This window comes from Myxococcus sp. MISCRS1, assembly GCF_026626605.1.
Lineage (GTDB): Bacteria > Myxococcota > Myxococcia > Myxococcales > Myxococcaceae > Myxococcus > Myxococcus fulvus.
This window is the reverse complement of the sequence record NZ_JAPNKB010000001.1, coordinates 905424-923868: the sequence shown is the minus strand read 5'-3', so window position 1 is coordinate 923868 and position 18445 is coordinate 905424. Positions and strand designations below refer to the sequence as shown.

The following is an 18445-nucleotide window of genomic DNA, read 5'->3' as shown; positions in this document are numbered from 1 at the left end:
ACAATGTCGTCACTCGATACTTGCATGACAAAGAATGACTGTGGCCCGGGCGACGGCGGGTGGGTCTCCGAGTGGCCGCCTGGAGCCCATGCGAGCCGCCGCCCGAGTCCGGTCAGGGCTTCGCCGTCTTGCGGGTCGCCGGCGCGGGCGCGGCGGGCTTGAGCCGTCCGTACTTCTTCATCGCCTTGACCAGGCCGTCGTGCGGCAGGCCGAAGACGCGGATGTTGTCCGCCCCGGTCATGGTGTCGGAGGCCAGCATGGAGTTGAGGATGGCCTCCTGCGTGGCCTGGACGGTGGCCGCGAAGAGGGGGTTGAGGCGATCATTTCCGAGCACCGCCACGTTGGCGACGTGTGCCTGGGTCGGCGGCTTCAGGTGCTGGGTGGAGAAGGCGAGGAAGATGTCGCCCGAGTAGTTCTCACCCAGGCCGCCCATCTTGGCGATGCCCAGCGGCACGCGGCGGGCGAGCCGGTTGAGCTGGTGGGGCAGGAGCGGCGCGTCCGTGGCGACGATGACGATGATGGAGCCCGCGCCCTCGAAGGGGTTGGGTACCTTGGACGGGGCGCCCTTCGCGTCGCAGGACGGCACCGCCTGCATCATGGGGCTGCTGGGTTTCTGGGAGCCGAGGAAGCACGGCCGCTGGTCCGGGAGTTCCTCACCCACGGGCACGCCCTCGACGGAGAAGAGGCGGCGCGAGCCGTAGTTGCATTGCACCAGCACCCCAAGCGTGTAGCCGCCAGCGGACTCGGGCAGCTTGCGCGACGCGGTGCCGATGCCGCCCTTGAAGTTGTGGCACACCATGCCCGTGCCGCCGCCCACGGAGCCCTCCGGGACGGGGCCGGTGCGCGCCGTCTCGAGCGCCTGGTGCGCGTGCTCGGGCTTGACGTGGAAGCCATATACGTCGTGCAGCATGCCGTCCCACGTCTCCGCGACGACGGGCAGGCCCAGGTCCCACGCGAGGTCCTTCTTCACCGCCCAGGTGATGACGGCCTCGCGCACGGCGCTGATGTCGTTGGTGTTGGTGATCATCACCGGGCCGTTGAGCTCACCGGACTCCTGAATCCAGTGCGTGCCGGTCATCTCGCCGTTGCCGTTGAGGGCGTAGGTGGAGGCGAAGACGGGCTCGCCCACGTTGGCCTTGCCTCGGGGCAGCACGGCGGTGACGCCGGTGCGCACGGGGCCCTTGCCCGCTTCGATGCGGCCCTGGCCGGAGATGAGCGTGGTGTGGCCCACCTCCACGCCCGGCACGTCGGTGATGGCGTTGAGGGGGCCTGATTGCCCCCCGAAGGTGATGCCCAGGTCCCTGGCTCGAGGCCTGGGGCGCTCGGCCTGGGCGGCGCCGAGCGTGGGAGTCAGCAGCAGCGACAGCAGCACGGAAGAGGAGAGCAGGGTGCGCATGCACCGCTTCCTACTCCTCCGCGCGGTGGTCGTGTAGCGCGGGGATGAGGGCGCCCGCGTCATTCCGGGCGCCCTCGCACCGCGTCAGAACGCGGTGCCGTCCGCGCGCAGACCCGGCGACGAGGTGAGGCCCGTGGGGGACACGACGTTGTGCGGCTTGAACGTGGTGACGTTCGGGTCCGCGTCCGGCGAGCGGTTGTCGGAGAGGTTGTCCACGGTGGAGGAGTACGCGTACTGGTCCACGAGGGTGGCGTCCTGCCGGCGCACGGAGACGGTGTCGCTGCTGTTGGACAGGCCCAGGGCTCCGGTGCTGGCCACCACGGCGTTCGTCCGCCCCGGGGGGATGCCCGCGGCGCCGCCGAACACGACCAGCGCCTTGCCCGCCGCCAGCGTCGTGCCCGCGGGGAACACGTGCCGGGAGAGCGCCGAGTCGGAGACGCTCCAGCCGGAGAGGTCCACCGGGCCGCCGCCGACGTTGACCAGCTCCACGAACTCGTAGGCGACGTTGTTGGTGTTGTTGATGAGCGGCTCGTTGGCGAGCACCTCGTTGATGATGACGCGGCCCGAGGGCTCGGCCACGACGATGGGCGCGTCGTTCACGTCGAACAGGCTCGCGTCGGACGTGTCCACCAGGCGCACGCGGAGGTTGCTCGTCGCGGTGGAGGGGAGCGTCCAGGTGGTCCTCCCCACGGCCGCGGAGAGGAAGAGCTCCGCGCGGGCCCAGGTCGCGCCGCCGTCCATGGAGACGTCCAGGTGCACGTGGTCGACACCCCAGGCGTGCCAGAGCACCTCGAGCGGGCTGCCGGGCGGGTGCGGATTCTGGCCTCCCACGGGCTCCTCGATGCGGATGAAGGGCTGGGTCACCGAGCTGAGCGCGTAGCTGCTGACGACGGGGCGGTGGTCGCTGAGCGTCTCCAGGTAGTCGGGCACCCACTCGTCGGCGTGGATGACCTCGGTGGAGCCGGGGACATGGCGGGCGGCGAGCGGGCCGCTGGCCAGGGTGTGGTCGACGACGTTCTCGAAGCCGATGGAGGTGGCCTCGCCGTCGAGCGACAGCTCGCGGGTGATGAAGGTGTAGTGCTCCGCGTCGGAGACGAAGTTCTGGTACGGCGTGGGCAGGGGCTGCTGGGTGTCCGGGTCCAGGGTGATGGACTCGTCCACGTCGTCGTTCCAGTCGCCCACCACGAACACGTGCTGGCCGGCGAGGTTCTGGTCCAGGTACGTCTTGAGCGCGGCGCTCGCGCGCTCCCGCGCGGCGCGAGGTCCGGTGGGGTCGGCGCTCTCCGCGCGCATGTGCACGACGATGACGGTGAGCGGCGTCCGGGTGCCCTGGATTTCGGTGAGGAAGTCCACGCGCAGGGGCGGGCGGTTGGCGAAGTCGTTCAGGTCTCCCAGGCGCAGCAGCTCCGCGTGCTGGAAGGTGAGGGAGCTGTCGTAGAGGATTCCTGGCTTCTGCGAGGAGGCGCCGTACGGCGAGGTGCTGCCCGTCACGTAGGCGGGGTCGTTGGCGAGGAAGCCCCGGAAGCGTGGCAGCTGGCTCTTGAGGGCCTGGAAGTCATTGGCGTCGACCATCTCGACCAGGGCCCACAGGTTGGCGTCCACCTCGAGCATCACGTCGCGCGCTTTCTCCACCTGCTGCGCGTCGGGAGGGCCCTGGGTGTCGGAGCCGAAGTAGGTGAGGTTGTACTGGCCCAGCTTGAGGATGGCGGGCGTTGGCGCGGTGACGGTCAACGTCAGCGAGCGCGAGGCGGTGCGCTGCTCGCCGTCCGTCGCGGTGACGACGAGGTCGAAGCTGCCCGCGATGGTGGGCGTCCCGGAGAGGTCGCCGCTCGAGGATGCGAGCTGGAGTCCGTCCGGCAGCGCGCCGAGGGTGATGCTCCAGGTCACCGACCCGATGCCGCCGGACGCGGCGAGCGAGTGGAAGTACGGCTTGCCCCGGGCGGCCTGCGGCAGCGACGTGGTGGTGACGACGAGCGGCTCGGGGCCAGCGTCGGGGAGCGTGCCGGCGTCGGGGAGCGTGCCGGAGTCGGGGAGCGTGCCCGCGTCGATGTCCGTGCCGGAGTCGGGGATGGGGCCCGCGTCGATGTCCGTGCCGGAGTCGGGAAGGGGACCTCCATCAGGCTCGAAGCCCGCGTCCGGGCGCGGGCCACCATCGGTGGTGTGCCCCGCATCGGTCTGGTCGGTGGGGTCGGTGTCCGGACCCGGCTTGGGGTCGGACGAGCAAGCAGCCAATGCGAGGAGAACGAGCAGCGGCGCGAGGGCGCGATGCGGAAACATGAAGTGCTCCGAAACTGGGAACGAAGCGCGCGGGGGGTGTTTCCACTGTAGCGCGAGTGCCTGTCATGGGGGGAGGTGTGCGCCCGCGGGGAGCGTCAGGTCCCCTCCGGACCTGGCGTCTGCGGCCTCGAAACCGGCCCCCCCCGAGCTCGGTTCCCAGACCAGGAAAAAGCCATGTCAGAACGCGAGTTGACCCATCTCGAGGTGCCGTGTTTCGTCGATTTCTCGGAGGCCCTGGCGGGCCGGGAGGTGGTGGCGCAGGGAGTTGGGCCCGACCTCGACCTGTGGCTCGTGGCACTGGACGGCAAGCGCGACGACCGGATGTCCTTCACTCCAGGAGGTGCCTCGTTCGCCAAGTCCCACGCGGACGCTCCGCAGTCCTACGAGGTCCTGCGCTATCCCTCCCCAGACGCCGAGCCCGAGTCCATCCTCCTTCCACCCGAGCGCCTCAACTTCCACTTCGTCCAACCCCTGCCCGATGGAGACCTGCTGCTGGCGGGGGCCCGGTGCGCCTACGTGGACAAGGACGCCCACGCGCGCAACGCCATCGTCTACTCGCGACAAGGCGTGGCCCGGCGCGAACTGACGCTCGGTGATGGCATCCAGGACATCCAGGCCACGGGCGATGGTCGGCTGTGGGTGAGCTACTTCGACGAAGGTGTGCTCGGCAACCGGGGTTGGGGTCAGGGTGACATCGACAGCGAGCCCATCGGCCGCAGCGGGCTGGTGCAATTCGATGCGATGGGGCGGCGCTTGAGTGAGTTCGACCCGCGCGCCGCCGGGACGGACATCATCATCGACTGCTATGCGCTCAACGTCGCGTCGGACGACGAGACCTGGCTGTACTTCTACACGGACTTCCCGCTGGTGCGGCTGCGCGACGGCGCGAAGCCGGTGACCTGGAAGACACCCGTCGCGGGAGCGAGCGCGATGGCGGTGGGCTCTACGCACGTGTTGTTCGGCGGCTCGTATTCGGCGCGCTCCCAGTTCGAGCTGTACGTGCTGCACGGTCGCCGCGAGAAGACGTTGGCCTCCGCGGGGACCTTCGTCTTCGTGGACCCGGACGGCGAGCGCTGGCAGCCCACGTGGATGCGCGGGCGTGGGCCCTGGTTGTATGGCGGCGAAGGCACTCGCGCGTTTCGCATCGACCTCGACACCCTCGTGGCCTCGGCCCGGGTCTGGCACTGAATGCTCCTGACACTCTCGACGACCCACTCTCCCGCGACGGACCTGGGCTACCTGCTGCACAAGAGCCCGCACAAGCCCCAGTCGTTCGACGTGTCGTTCGGCACGGCGCACGTCTTCTACCCGGAGGCGACCGAGCAGCGCTGCACGGCCGCGCTCCTGTTGGAGGTGGACCCGGTGGCGCTGGTGCGCGAGCGCAAGGGCCCCTCCGGCGACGGCGGCGCGCTGGAGCAGTACGTCAATGACCGCCCCTACGTGGCCTCGTCGTTCCTGAGCGTGGCGCTCTCGCGCGTCTTCGGCGCGGCCCTCTCCGGCCGCAGCCGCGAGCGGCCCGAGCTGGCGTCCCGGGCGCTGCCGCTCACCGCGCGGCTGTCCGTGCTGCCGTGTCGTGGAGGCGAGCCCTTCCTGCGGCGCCTCTTCGAGCCGCTCGGCTACACCGTGACAGCCACCCGCCATGTGCTCGACGAGACGGTGCCGGAGTGGGGGCCCAGCCGCTACTTCACGGTGACGCTCCAGGGGGACAAGCCGCTGTCGGACCTGCTCAGCCACCTGTACGTGCTGGTGCCGGTGCTGGACGACGACAAGCACTACTGGGTGACGGAGGATGAGATCGACAAGCTCCTGCGCCACGGCGAGGGCTGGCTCGCGTCGCATCCGGAGCGGGAGGTCATCACGCGGCGCTACCTGCGCCACCAGCGCAGCCTCGCGCGCGAGGCGATGTCGCGTCTGCTGGAGGGCGAGGACACCGGTGTGACGGACGCGGTCGAGACGGCCCGCGACGAGGCCGAGGCCACGCTGGAGCGGCGGGTCAGCCTGGACGAGCAGCGGCGGGAGGCCGTGCTGACGGCGCTCGTCGAGCAGGGCGCGGCGTCGGTGGTGGACGTGGGCTGCGGCGAGGGCAAGCTCCTGCGGGCCTTGCTCCAGGAGCGTCGCTTCACGCGCATCACCGGCATGGACGTGTCCACGCGGGCGCTGGAGGTCGCCGCCGAGCGGCTGAAGCTGGAGCGGCTCCCCGACCTCCAACGTCAGCGCATCCAGCTGCTGCAAGGCTCGCTGCTGTACCGGGACGCGCGGCTCTCGGGCCATGACGCCGCGACGGTGGTGGAGGTCATCGAGCACCTGGAGCCGTCCCGGCTGGCCGCGTTCGAGCGGGTGCTGTTCGAGTGGGCGCGTCCGGGCGTCGTGGTGCTGACGACGCCCAACGCGGAATACAACGTGCGCTTCGAGGGCCTGGCCCCGGGCGCGTTCCGGCACAAGGACCACCGCTTCGAGTGGACGCGGGCGCAGTTCGAGTCCTGGGCGCGGCGGCAGGCGGAGCGCTTCGGCTACGGCGTGCGCTTCGTGCCCGTCGGGACGCTGGATGCGGAGGTCGGCGCGCCGACCCAGATGGCGGTGTTCACACGATGAAAATCTCCCTTCCCGAGCTGTCCCTGGTCCTGCTCGTCGGCCCCTCTGGCGCCGGCAAGTCCACCTTCGCGCGCAAGCACTTCCTCCCGACGGAGGTCCTCTCGTCCGACACCTGCCGCGGCTTCGTGTCCGACGACGAGAACGACCAGGACGCGACGCGCGACGCGTTCGACGTGCTGCGCTTCATCGCGGCGAAGCGGCTGGCGCGCGGCCGGCTGACGGTCATCGACGCGACCAACACCCAGCCCGAGGCGCGCAAGCCGCTGGTGGCCCTGGCGCGCGAGTACCACGTGCTGCCGGTGGTCATCGTCCTGGACGTGCCCGAGGCCACCTGCCACGCGCGCAACGCGCTGCGGCCCAACCGCCAGTTCGGGCTCCGGGTGGTGCGCCACCAGCTCCAGCAGCTGCGCCAGTCCCTGCGCGGCCTGGAGCGCGAGGGCTTCCGCCACGTCCACATCCTCAAGCCCGAGCAGCTCGAGGACCTGGTCATCGAGCGTCAGCCGCTGTGGAACAACCGCAAGCAGGAGACGGGGCCCTTCGACATCATCGGCGACATCCACGGGTGTCTGGACGAGCTGGTGCTGCTGCTGACGAAGCTGGGCTACGTCGTCACGCCCCAACCGGTGGGGGACCCCGGTTTCGACGTGCGCCCGCCCGAGGGCCGCAAGGTGGTGTTCCTGGGCGACCTGGTGGACCGGGGGCCGGGAGTCGTCGGGGTGCTGCGGCTGGTGATGGGGATGGTGGAGGCGGGCACGGCGCTGTGCGTGCCGGGCAACCACGAAATCAAGCTGATGCGGAAGCTGCGGGGCGGTGACGTCAAGCTGTCCCACGGCCTCGCGGAGTCGATGGAGCAGCTCGAGCGCGAGCCTCCGGAGTTCCGCGCCCAGGTGGTGAAGTTCATCGACGGGCTGGTGTCCCACTACGTGCTGGACGGTGGAAGGCTCGTGGTCGCGCACGCGGGGCTCAAGGAGTCCATGCAGGGGCGCGGCTCGGGCAAGGTGCGCGACTTCGCGCTCTACGGCGAGACGACGGGCGAGACGGACGAGTACGGGCTGCCCGTCCGCCACGACTGGGCCTCCGAGTACCGGGGCAAGGCGATGGTGGTCTACGGCCACACGCCCGTGCCGGAGGCCGAGTGGCTCAACAACACGCTCTGCGTGGACACCGGCTGTGTCTACGGCGGGAAGCTGACGGCGCTGCGCTATCCGGAGCGGGAGCTGTGCTCCGTGCAGGCGGCGCGCGTGTACTGCGAGGCGCGCAGGCCGCCGGGCATCGGAGGCGCTCCCGCCGCGCTGACGGCGCAGCAGCAGGACGACGACGTGCTCGACGTGGCGGACGTGCTGGGCAAGCGCATCGTGACCACGGGGCTGATGCGCAACATCACCCTCCGCGAGGAGAACGCCGCGGCCGCGCTGGAGGTGATGAGCCGCTTCGCGGTGCACCCCAAGTGGCTCATCTACCTGCCGCCCACCATGTCGCCGTCGGAGACGAGCGCGCGCCCCGGGCTCCTGGAGCACCCGGAGGAGGCGTTCGCCTACTACCAGCGCGAGGGCGTGCTGGAGGTGGTGTGCGAGGAGAAGCACATGGGCTCGCGCGCCGTCGTCGTGCTGTGCCGCGACGCGGACGTGGGCCGGCGGCGCTTCGGACTCGATGGGGACGAGCGGGGCGCGTGCTACACGCGGACCGGGCGGCGGTTCTTCCAGGACGAGGCGCTGGAGGCGGCGTTCCTGGCGCGGCTGGGCGCGGCCTTCGACGCCTCCGGGTTCTGGGGGGAGCACCAGACGGACTGGGCCTGCCTGGACTGCGAGCTGATGCCGTGGTCGCTGAAGGCGCGGGAGCTGGTGCGCGAACAGTACGCGGCGGTGGGCGCGGCGGCGTTGGCCTCGGTGGGCGCGGCCCGGGAGGCGGTGGCCCAGGCGGCGGCGCGGGGGCTGGACATGTCGGCGCTGGTGAGCCGCTTCGAGCGCAAGGCGGACGGCGTGGGGCGCTATGTCGCGGCCTATCGGCGCTACTGCTGGCCGGTGGCTTCGCTGGAGGACGTGCGGCTCGCGCCGTTCCACCTGCTGGCGACGGAGGGCGCCGTGCACACGGACAAGGACCACGTGTGGCACATGGAGTCGCTGGCCAGGGTGTGCCGCGCGGATGCCGGGTGGCTGGTGGCCACGCCCTATCGCGTGGTGTCGCTGGCGGACGCGGAGGAGGTGGCGGCGGCGACGCGGTGGTGGGAGTCGCTGACGGCGAACGGCGGCGAGGGCATGGTGGTGAAGCCCCGGGCTTATGTGGCGCGTGGCAAGAAGGGCTACCTCCAGCCGGCCATCAAGTGCCGCGGGCCCGACTACCTGCGCATCATCTACGGCCCCGAGTACACCGCGCCCGAGCACCTGTCGCGCCTGCGCCAGCGGGGCGTGTCCACCAAGCGCTCGCTGGCCATGCGGGAGCTGTCACTGGGCCTGGAGGCGCTGGAGCGCTTCGTGCGCCGGGAGCCGCTGCGGCGCGTGCACGAGTGTGTCTTCGGCGTGCTCGCGCTGGAGAGTGAACCGGTGGACCCCCGGCTGTAGCCGAGGGCCCGCCCCGCTCCCCGAGTCAGTGAACGCCCGGCGGCTGCTGGGTGGAGGACTGCACGCGCGCGCGGCCCTGGGACGCGCCGCGCTCCGCGTAGTGGCCCATGCCCTCGAAGTCCACCGCGATGCAGGGCTCGTCGCCAATCACCCAGCCATCATGGCCCGGCGGGATGATGGCCACGTCTCCCGGGCCCGCTTCGAGCTCGGTGCCGTCATCCATCCGGATCACCATGCGCCCGCTGACGATGTAGCAGGCGTGCGCCACCTGGCAGGAGTCGGTTCCCGCCAGCGGCTTGACGTCCTGGGACCACTTCCAACCCGGCTCGAAGACGACCCTTCCCACCGTCGTGTCGTCGTCGAAGCGGAGAATCTCCGCGTGCCCGTGGTCGGCGAACGGCCGACGCTCGTCGGGCGTGGAGAAGCGCTTGATGCTGAGCTCGCTCATGATGTTCCCCCCTGCGAGCCTGCGGAGGAGCGCCGGAGCGCCCCGGAACCCGTGGCCCGACTGTGATGTCTCAAGGGAAACGTAGGGATGCTCCCGGGGCGCGACAGGGCCTCAGGTCGTCAGCTCCAACGACATGGCCTGGCCCGCCTCGAAGCCCGGCTCGCGGCGCAGCCGCTCCAGCACGCCGCGTGTGCAGTGCAGCGTCACCAACGGAAACACCCCGGGCTCGCTCACCCAGCGCACCGCGCTCATCAACTGGTGCGCCCGCAGGAAGCCGAGCACCTGGTCGCGGAACTGGCGGCTCTCCTCCCCCGCACGCTGGTGGATGGCCGCGCGGCTCTCCAGGGGCGCGGCCGCGGACGCACGCCTGGCCGCGCCGCGTGGAGCGGCTCGAACCTCCGCGGGCTTCTCTCGGGGCATGACGATGGCTTCGACCCACATCGCGTCGCCTCCTTCCGGGCGTGATTCCAGGTCTGCTTGAAGATTATCGGACATGGCGCAGTCCGGTTGTGTCCCGTCGCTGTCGGACTGAAGGGTGGGGCGCCAGCACCCTCACGGCACAGGTTCGTTCCGGCGCGCCGCCAACCGCCCCGTGGAGTCAGCGCGCGCACGGGGGCTCGGCCGTCCGCCTGCTCCACGAGATACCGAGCGTCGACGCCCCTGGGCCCGGGCGCTCGTGCGCGCGAGCGTCCCGCGCTCGTGTGGGTGGGGGACTGACTGGCGGCGCGCCACTTCCTACCTTGTCGCGCATGAAGGACTCAGGACGCCAGCTCCCCGTCTACGTGCCCGCCCGCACGGTGTGGGCCGTGGGGCTTCAGGTGCTGTTGCTCGCGGTCTGCTGGCTGGTGCTGCGCAGGCTCTATCCGCTCCTGACGCTGCTGGCCGTCGTGCTCCTGCTGTCGCTCGCGCTGGACCCGCTGGTGCGCAGGCTGGAGCGCTGGGGCGTGCGCCGCGGCCTGGGCGTGGCGGCGGTGGCGCTGCTCCTGCTGGGGTTGATGGGCGTGCTGGTGGGGACGCTGGTGCCCGCGCTGGTGCAGCAGTTGGAGGGCCTGGTCCAGTCCGCGCCGGGGCTGTTGGAGAAGCTCTCCCAGTCGAAGTGGCTCCAGGAGCTGGGGACGCGCTACGGCTTCGAGCTGAAGCCGGAGGAGCTGCTGCGCTTCGAGCCGCTGGACCTGGCGGGTCGCGCGGTGGGCGTGCTGTCCTCCTCCCTGGGACTGCTCGCCGGTGGAATCACGGTGGTGGCGCTCACCGTGTTCGGCCTGCTGTTCGGCGGCGAACTGTACGAGAGCATCCTCCAGTGGGTGGCGCCGCGGCGGCAGCACCACGTGCGCCAACTGGTGGGCCGCATGCGCGAGGCGGTGAGCAACTACATCGCCGGCACCCTGTTCGTGATGACCATCGGCGGCGTGGTGGCGGCCATCGTCGCGCTCGCCCAGGGCGTGCCGTACTTCCTGCCGTTGGGGCTGGCGGTGATGGTGCTGGGCGTCATCCCCTACATCGGCAGCATCGTCAGCGGTGTGCTGGTGAGCCTCACCACGCTGGCCACCGTGGGGTTCCGCTCGGCGGTCATCGCGCTGATCATCTTCGTCGTCTACAACCAGATTGAGTCCAACGTGCTGGGCCCCATGGTGCAGCGGCGCGCCATCCGGATGAACCCGCTGCTCATCTCGCTGGTGGTGCTGTGTGGTGGCGCCCTGGCGGGGCTGCTCGGCGCGGTCATCGCCGTGCCGCTGGCCGCCGCCGCGCAGGTGCTGCTCCAGGAGGTCCTCCGCGAGCGGCAGCTGCGCTTCAGGCGCGCCCACCACCGCGAGCGCGCGCGCCGCCAGGTGGGCAAGGGCGCGGTGGAGGAGGGGCTGTTGCTCGCGGGCCCGCTGGAAGGCGGCGAGCCTCCGTCGGAGCAGGGCCCCGGCGAGCGCCACTGAAAGACAGAGGGCCTCCGGCGGACCGCCCGGAAGCCCTCGTCATCCATCCCTGCTGTCACTCACCCGCGTCCCTCCGGCCCGCTTGCACCGGAGGGGACGGGAGGCGTCGGTCAGCGGCCGGCGGGAGCCGCGCGGCCCTGGGACGTGGTGGACTTGCCCGAGTCCGCGGAGGCCACGGCCGCGCCGACGGAGAAGACCATGTCGTCGCGATCGTTGTAGCTGCCGCTGGCGCAGGCGCTCGCCGTGCCGGTGAACCGGAACTGCGGGCGGATGGCGTGCGTGCCCGCCGTGTTGGCCAGGTTGAACGTGTGCGTGAACTTCTGCACGCCTCCCGCCGGGCAGACCACGCCGGTGACCAGGGCCGTCCACGTCGGGGACGCGGCGTTGGTCGTGTAGTACAGGTCGAAGAAGTCGGAGGAGCCGGTGCTGTAGCACCACACCGTGACCTCCACCGTCACCTGCTTGCCCGCGGCGAACGGACCCTGGTCGACCGTCTTGATGACGACCCGGTCGATGCTCTCGTCGCCGTGGTAGGAGCCGGAGGTGCCGTCCGCGCACGAGTCATTGATGGTGTTCGGCTGGTTCGGCTCGATACCGCCGGACATCGAGCCGCGGCCGTTGACCAGCGTGGGGCCGGTGTCGCAGCCGCACACCGTGCCGCACGTGGGGGCCTGGCGGGTGGTGTCGAACGTGGCGAGCGTCGGCGTGCAGACGGTGGACGTGGTGAAGCTGCGCACGGCGCTGAAGGCGCTGGTGCCGCAGACGTCCGCCGCCCGGGCCCGCCAGTAGTACGTCGTGGCGCTGCTCAGGTTGGGGGACACCGTCCAGTTGCTGGTGGTCAGCGCGTTGGCGGAGCGGACGATGTTGGCGAAGCCCGCGTCCGTGGCCACCTGCACCTCGTACGTCGCCGCGCTCGGCACGTCGGTCCAGTCCAGCGCCGTGGCCGAGGCCACGCCCGTGGCGCCATCCGCCGGGGACGCGAGCGTGGGCGCGGAGAGCGCCACGCAGCCGCGCGTGGTGAAGCTGGACGCCGTGGACCAGGTGCCCACGCCGCCGCACGAGTTGTTCGCGCGCACGCGCCAGTAGTAGGTCGTGTTCACGTTGAGCGACGGCGTCACCGTCCAGGTGCTGCCCACCAGCGAGTTGGCGGACGCCACCACCGTGGCGAACGTGGGGCTGGTGGAGACCTGCACCTCGTACGTGGACGCGCCCGTCACGTCGTTCCAGTCCAGCACCGTGGCCAGCTCCGCGCCGGTGGCGCCGTTGGACGGCGTGGACAGGGTGGCGACGCCCGGCGCCGCGCAGACCGGCGTGGTGCACGAGCAGGTGCTCGCCGCGCCGTAGCAGGCGTTGGAGGACGCGGGGACGATGGAGTAGCAGTACTCGCGGCCGTTGGCGACCTCGGTGTCCGTGTAGCTGGTGCCGGAGACGGTGGCGACCTTCGCCTTGCCGAAGTCGCAGCCCATGCCCTCGGTCTTCATCACCCAGTACTCCGTGGCGCCCGCGGAGGCCGTCCAGTTGAGGGCCACCTGGCCGTCACCCGGCGTCGCGGTGTGCGTGGGCGCCGCGGTGGGACCGGACGAACAACCGGAGTTCACCGGGGTGATGGTGTTACAGGCGATGTTGTGACGGTTGAACGCGGCGTGGATGGCCGTCATGTGCGGCGTGCCGTCGTTCAGGTTGCCGTTGTCGTCGTCCGCCGCCAGCCACTGCATGTAGCCGTTGGTGGAGCCGCAGCCGTCGGACGTGCCGCCCGAGCAGTTGCAGGCGTGCCAGGCGCCGATGTTGCCGGAGCCCTGGTAGAACAGCTTGTTGCCGACGATGAACGCCGTGTTGGAGTCGTAGTTGAACGGCGCGGCCGTCAGGTCACGAGCGACCAGGTCCCAGGCGGCCTGACGCGCGGGCGACGCGGCGCAGTGCACCTGCTTGCTGCAGGGGCCCGTGCCGGAGGAGCACATGGGGCACACGAAGTTCTGCGGGGTGGCCGGGGGCGCCGGCACCAGCGTCGGGGCGGACGGGGTGGCGTAGAGCGCCGCGCCCCAGTCGGAGTCGCGCACGCCGGAGCAGCGCGTGTCGCACCACTTGTAGCCGGAGACCTGCGACTCCTGCTGGTTGTAGCCCGAGCCGTCCGGCGTCTGGCCGCAGCCCAGGTTGGTCGTGTGGAAGAAGCCGTAGCCGACGCAGGAGGTCTGCAGGCGGTAGATGGCCGCGATGTCCGCGTAGCCCTCGCTGGAGCTGGACAGCGAGCCGTTGGCGTCGAAGTCATCCAGGCCGTGGCCCCACTCGTGGTCGAACACGGCGCCAATCTCACCCGTGTTCCGGCAGCCGCCGCCGCTGCGGTAGAAGTTGACCGACGTGCCGTTCCAGAAGGCGTTGCACGTGCTGTTGATGTTCACGTTGGCGAGCAGCTGCTGCTGCAGCCACGTGTTGTTGGGCAGGTAGCCGCGGGCCTGCTCCGCCAGCTTGTTGAGCTCGTAGAAGCTGGAGCGCGACGCGGCGGTGTTGCCCGCGGACGTGCCGGTGGGCACGGTGCAGTCGTGGTCGTTGTTCACGCCGCCCAGGGCGATGTTGCCCGTGGTGGAGCTGACGTTGATGGCGCCGCAGCTGTCGGACACGCGGACGTAGCGACCGGCGAGCGACGTGGTGACGGTGCCGGAGCTGTAGTTGAAGATGCCGGCGCCGTCGGTGAAGTTGTTCGGTGAGGCCAGGCCCGTGTTCGCCCAGGGCATGGGAGAGTTGGGCTTGATGGTGCCGCACACGGTGTTGTCCGTGCACGTGCCGATGTTCGTGGACGGGTAGATGCCGCCGTTGATCTGCGCGTCGAAGTAGTGGTTGTCGTCCTCGATGGCGAGCGTCTCGCCCGAGTTCGCGTCCACCGTGACCTTCCAGCGCTGGTGGCTGTCCGGGTCCTGGAACCCGTAGGCGTAGACCAGCTGGTGCTTGTAGCCGGTGCCCACGGCGCCGGCGAAGGACTCACCTTCCGGCGCGACGGGGGCGATCTCCAGCGTGGGCTGCTGCCACAGGCCCTGGGGGCTGGTGTTCAGGCCCACGAAGCCGTTGCCGGCCACCAGCGCGTCACCGGCGGAGAGCGCCGGGCGGGTCTCGATGCCCACCGTGGCCCACGCCTCGGTGCCGACGAGGATGAGGTTGCCGTGGCTGATGGTCGCCGCGATGCGCGCGTGGCGCACGGGGATGCCGTTGACCACCTGGCCGATGTGCACCTGCCAGAGGTTGTCGTTGATCTTCGTGACGCGCGGCGCGCTCATCTGCATCACGTCGAGGTTGAAGGCGGCCTGGTTGTCCGCGATGTACTTGAACACCAGGTCACCCACGACGGACTCGTCCACCTCCGCCACGGAGCGGCCGATGGCCTCGCGCACGCTGTCGAGCGTGACGCGGTTGCGCACGCCCTTGCCGGGGATGATGGGGTAGGCGCCCTCGATGCCCGACGGCGTGCCGGTGCGAGGGTCGATGTGGACGCGGAAGTCCCTCCCGTTGCGCTTGAAGAAGTCGTCCCAGCCTCCCACCGCCGCCTTGTCCAGCGTCTGCTGGGCCTGCTGCAGCGGCATGTTCTGGATGGGAAGGTAGAACTCCGGCTTGAAGAAGGCCTTGTCGGCGACGGCGCTCGGTCCCGCCTGGGGGGGCTGGACCGCCCAGCTCGTCCCTGACAGGAGCAAGGCAAGACATGCTGCTGACACCTGGGTGTGGCGCATGCGGTTCTCCTCTATGGGGGTCCCGAGGGGCGGACCCCGAAGGCTCCGGTGCGGAGCCCGCAGACGCCTTACTGATGCCCCGCAGAAAATTGAATATGGCTTATTCCCAGAGATTCGTTCCAGACATGTGCTCTAGGGAAAACGCGGGGTAGGAGTGTTGACTGGCGAACACTTCGACGCACCCTAAGTGAATACCGCTATGGCGCTGGGCGCGTATTTGTGCCACCCTCATCCAAATTTTATTGACAGGTTGTTCTGGCTCACTTCGGCCAGATGCGCACCCAGTCGTCCTGGATGAGCTTGCCGCTGGTGCGGTCCGTGCTGCCGCTGGCCATGAAGCCGCGGGGCGCGCCGAGCGCGAGCGCCCCGGCCTCCACCCACAACAGGAGCAGCAGGACGCCCGCGACCGCGGGCACGCGCAGGGCGAGCGCGGGCCTTCGCGCGGTGAGCGCGACGAGGGGCAGCAGCAGCAGCGGGAGCAGGGCGGGGAAGATGGTGAGCAGGCCGCGCGTGTAGCCGAAGAAGGCGGCGGTGATGAGCGCCCGGTGCAGGACGACGAGCGACAGCAGGCTGAAGGCGCGCCAGCGGGGCGTCACGGACAACAGGACGCCCGCGACGAGGAGCGCGACGAGCGGCCACTTGAGCGCGCCGCCCTCGGGGACGAAGAGGTCCACGGGCGCGCGCGAGCCGCTCAGGCCCGAGGGCAGGTTGGACGCGCCCAGGCCCAGGCTCAGTCCATCCAGCCACCGTCCCAGCTTGGCGCTCCACAGCCGCGCGGCGTCGGCGGGGTGCTCGCGCATCCACGCCAGGCCCACCGCGTAGCCGTGCAGGAGCAGGTGTCGCTGGGCGGTGTTGGCCACGTCCAGGTGGCCGTCCTGGCCCAGCTGGTTGACGGAGTCCGGGGTGAAGCCGCCGGTGGCGCCGGCGTGGTTCGCCATGGCGAAGTTGATGGGGCCGTACACGGTGACGGGCGCCATGACGGGCAGGGGCTCCAGCGCGGGCGTGCTCGCGTTGAGTTCCTGGAGCACGCGCGCGTTGCGCAGGGCCCACGGTGCGAGCACCAGCGCGGACACGAGCACCGCGGCGCCCCAGCGGGTGGCCAGCGACGTCAGCGGCGTGGAGCCCCGGTACAGCCAGGCCCACGCGAGCAGGAAGGGCCACAGGTACAGGTGCTCGGCGCGGGTGAGCGAGCCCAGTCCCATCGCGAGTCCCAGCAGCACGGCGCCGACGGGCGTGGGCCCCGCGCGGTGGCGCAGCACGAGCGCGAGCGTGGCGGTGAGGAAGAAGGCGTACAGGACCTCGTTGCTGTACGTGGTGGACAGCACCAGCCAGCCGAAGCTCGCGGCGAACAGGCCCGCGGCCACGAAGCTCCACGCGGTGCCCAGCAGGCCCCGCCACCACGTCCACGACAGCGCCACGGTGGAGGCGCTGAGCGCGGCGAGGCACAGCTTGTACGGATAGGCGTTGCCCTGGGGCTCGCCCAGCACGCGGTACAGCAGGCCCAGGAGCCACGGGAACAGGGGCGGGTGGTAGGGCAGGGTGGCGGAGCTCTCCAGTCCCCGGGCGTGCTCGAGCGCGTACGTGTGGAAGAAGCGCGAGTCGCCGTAGAAGAAGATGGAGAAGGGCCAGGCGCGGTCCGGCGCGGACTGGAGATACAGCCAGCGCAACAGCAGGCTGAGCGAGAACGTCACCGCGACACCCAGCGCCACCGGGTGCCGCTGCCACAGCTCCCTCGCGCTGACGACGAACCGGCGCATGCCACCCCCAGGGGAGGCGTGCACGCTAGCACCAAGGCCCGGGGCGGGGCCCGTCGTTCAGAAAAGCGCCCTTGCCCCGACTTGTGGATGGCAAGGGGCACGACGCGCTTCCTAGAGTCCGGCCCGCCGTCGTGCTCGGGCGGCTCCCCATTCCGGCTCGGAGGGCCGAGTGTCCCACGCAGGTGACAAGTCCATCCTGGCCATCGACCTGGGCACCTCCGCCGTGAAGCTGGCGGTCGTCACGCTGCGCGGGCGCATCCTCGGGGGCGAGGTGGAGCCGCTGGCGCTGGATTTGTTGCCGGACGGCGGCGCGGAGCAGGACCCGGAGGCGTGGTGGAGCGCCATCGTGCGGGGCACGCGCAGGCTGCTCGGCGCGGGGACGGTGTCCGCGCGCGACATCATCGGCGTCAACTGCAGCTCGCAGTGGTCCGGCACGGTGGCGGTGGACGAGCAGGGGACGCCGCTGCGTCCGGCGCTCATCTGGATGGACTCGCGCGGGGCGCCTCATGTGAAGCGCGTGGCGGGAGGCCTGGTGCCCATCGAGGGCTATGGCGTCACGCGGCTGTTCCAGTGGATCCGCCTGACGGGCGGCGTGCCGAGCCTGTCCGGGAAGGACCCGGTGGGCCACATCCTCTACCTCCAGGCGGAGCACCCGGAGGTCTACCGCGCGACGTACAAGTTCCTGGAGCCCAAGGACTGGCTCAACCTGAAGCTGAGCGGACGCTTCGCGGCGTCGTACGACTCCATCACCCTGCACTGGGTGACGGACAATCGGACGCTGGGCCGCGTGGACTACGACGCGGGGCTGTTGCGCATGTCGGGCCTGCACCGCGAGAAGCTGCCGGACCTGGTGCCCGCCGCGAGCGTGCTGGGGCCGCTGAGCCCCCGGGCCGCGAGCGAGCTGGGGCTGAGCGAGGACGTGCGGGTGGTGACGGGGGCGCCGGACATCCTCGCCGCGGCGGTGGGCTCGGGCGCGGTGCGCGACTTCGAGGCGCACCTGTGCGTGGGCACGTCGTCGTGGCTGTGCTGCCACGTGCCGTACAAGAAGTCGGACCTGTTCCACCAGATGGCGTCCGTGCCGTCGGCGCTGCCGGGGCGCTACCTGCTCGCCAACGAGCAGGAGTCCGCGGGCATCTGCCTCACCTTCCTCAAGGACAACATCCTGTATGGCCAGGCGGGCCGGCCCGAGGGACAGGAGGAGGACTCCGCGGAGGTGTACCGGTTGATGGAGCGCGAGGCGAGCCAGGTGCCCGCCGGAAGTGACAGGCTCATCTTCCTGCCCTGGCTCAACGGCGAGCGCAGCCCGGTGGACGACAAGTCGCTGCGCGGCGGGTTCTTCAACCAGTCGCTGAAGACGACGCGGGCGCACCTGGTGCGCGCGGTGATGGAGGGCGTGGCCTTCAACTCGCGCTGGCTGTTCACCTACGTGGAGCAGTTCGTCGGGCGCAAGCTGGAGTCGCTGCGCATCATCGGCGGAGGGGCGCGCTCGGCGCTCTGGTGCCAGATTCACGCGGACGTGCTGGGCCGCTCCATCCAACAGGTGGACGAGCCGGTGCTGGCCAACGCGCGCGGCGCCGCGTTCCAGGCGGCCGTGGCGCTGGGGGAGCTGACGGTGGAGCAGCTGCCCGCGCTCGTCCCCGTGGCGCGGACCTTCGAGCCGGACCCCGCGAACCGCGCGCTGTACGACGAGCTGTTCCGCGAATTCGTCAACCTCTACAAGAGCAACAAGGCCATCTTCGCGCGGCTCAACCGCGCGCGAAGCGCCTGAAGGCCCAGGAGCCG

Annotated in this window: 11 protein-coding genes; 5 read left to right on the top strand and 6 right to left on the bottom strand. The window is 70.7% G+C overall.

Annotated elements, in window-relative coordinates:
* Window positions 1–112 precede the first annotated feature (112 nt).
* Together OWM54_RS03345 and OWM54_RS03340 are read right to left on the bottom strand one after the other, a co-directional pair.
* A complete protein-coding gene (locus tag OWM54_RS03345) occupies window positions 113–1396 on the bottom strand; it encodes a P1 family peptidase (protein WP_267696606.1) in 1284 nt (427 codons plus the stop codon).
* Between the two features lie 84 nt (window positions 1397–1480).
* On the bottom strand, window positions 1481–3673 hold the full coding sequence (locus tag OWM54_RS03340) for a lamin tail domain-containing protein (protein ID WP_267696605.1): 2193 nt from the start codon (window positions 3671–3673) through the stop codon (window positions 1481–1483).
* A 174-nt stretch (window positions 3674–3847) separates the two neighbouring features.
* Between OWM54_RS03340 and OWM54_RS03335 the strand changes: the two genes are divergently transcribed.
* Genes OWM54_RS03335 through OWM54_RS03325 form a run of 3 tightly spaced genes read left to right on the top strand, consistent with a single transcriptional unit; the run spans window position 3848 to window position 8823 of the window.
* Complete coding sequence (locus OWM54_RS03335; protein ID WP_267696604.1) at window positions 3848–4861, top strand: hypothetical protein; 1014 nt, start codon at window positions 3848–3850, stop codon at window positions 4859–4861.
* On the top strand, window positions 4862–6265 hold the full coding sequence (locus OWM54_RS03330) for a 3' terminal RNA ribose 2'-O-methyltransferase Hen1 (protein WP_223750142.1): 1404 nt from the start codon (window positions 4862–4864) through the stop codon (window positions 6263–6265). It abuts the gene before it with no gap.
* Window positions 6262–8823, top strand: coding sequence for a polynucleotide kinase-phosphatase (locus OWM54_RS03325; protein WP_267696603.1), 2562 nt, complete (start codon window positions 6262–6264; stop codon window positions 8821–8823). Before OWM54_RS03330 ends, OWM54_RS03325 begins: the two co-directional genes overlap by 4 nt.
* A 25-nt stretch (window positions 8824–8848) precedes the next feature.
* Here OWM54_RS03325 and OWM54_RS03320 read toward each other — a convergent pair whose 3' ends face one another.
* Window positions 8849–9271: a cupin domain-containing protein gene (locus OWM54_RS03320; RefSeq protein WP_223750140.1), complete on the bottom strand. Its 423-nt coding sequence runs from the start codon at window positions 9269–9271 to the stop codon at window positions 8849–8851.
* Between the two features lie 111 nt (window positions 9272–9382).
* Complete coding sequence (locus OWM54_RS03315) at window positions 9383–9712, bottom strand: hypothetical protein (RefSeq protein WP_267696602.1); 330 nt, start codon at window positions 9710–9712, stop codon at window positions 9383–9385.
* Between the two features lie 308 nt (window positions 9713–10020).
* Between OWM54_RS03315 and OWM54_RS03310 the strand changes: the two genes are divergently transcribed.
* A complete protein-coding gene (locus tag OWM54_RS03310) occupies window positions 10021–11193 on the top strand; it encodes an AI-2E family transporter (RefSeq protein WP_223784727.1) in 1173 nt (390 codons plus the stop codon).
* Window positions 11194–11303: 110 nt separating this feature from the next.
* Here the strand turns inward: OWM54_RS03310 and OWM54_RS03305 are convergent, their stop codons facing one another.
* A complete protein-coding gene (locus OWM54_RS03305; RefSeq protein WP_223784726.1) occupies window positions 11304–14906 on the bottom strand; it encodes an endopeptidase in 3603 nt (1200 codons plus the stop codon).
* A 260-nt stretch (window positions 14907–15166) separates the two neighbouring features.
* On the bottom strand, window positions 15167–16663 hold the full coding sequence (locus OWM54_RS03300; RefSeq protein ID WP_223750136.1) for an ArnT family glycosyltransferase: 1497 nt from the start codon (window positions 16661–16663) through the stop codon (window positions 15167–15169).
* A gap of 169 nt (window positions 16664–16832) precedes the next feature.
* On the opposite strand from OWM54_RS03300, the gene OWM54_RS03295 reads away from it, so the two are divergent.
* A complete protein-coding gene (locus OWM54_RS03295; RefSeq protein ID WP_223750135.1) occupies window positions 16833–18431 on the top strand; it encodes a xylulokinase in 1599 nt (532 codons plus the stop codon).
* The last annotated feature ends 14 nt before the right edge of the window (window positions 18432–18445 follow it).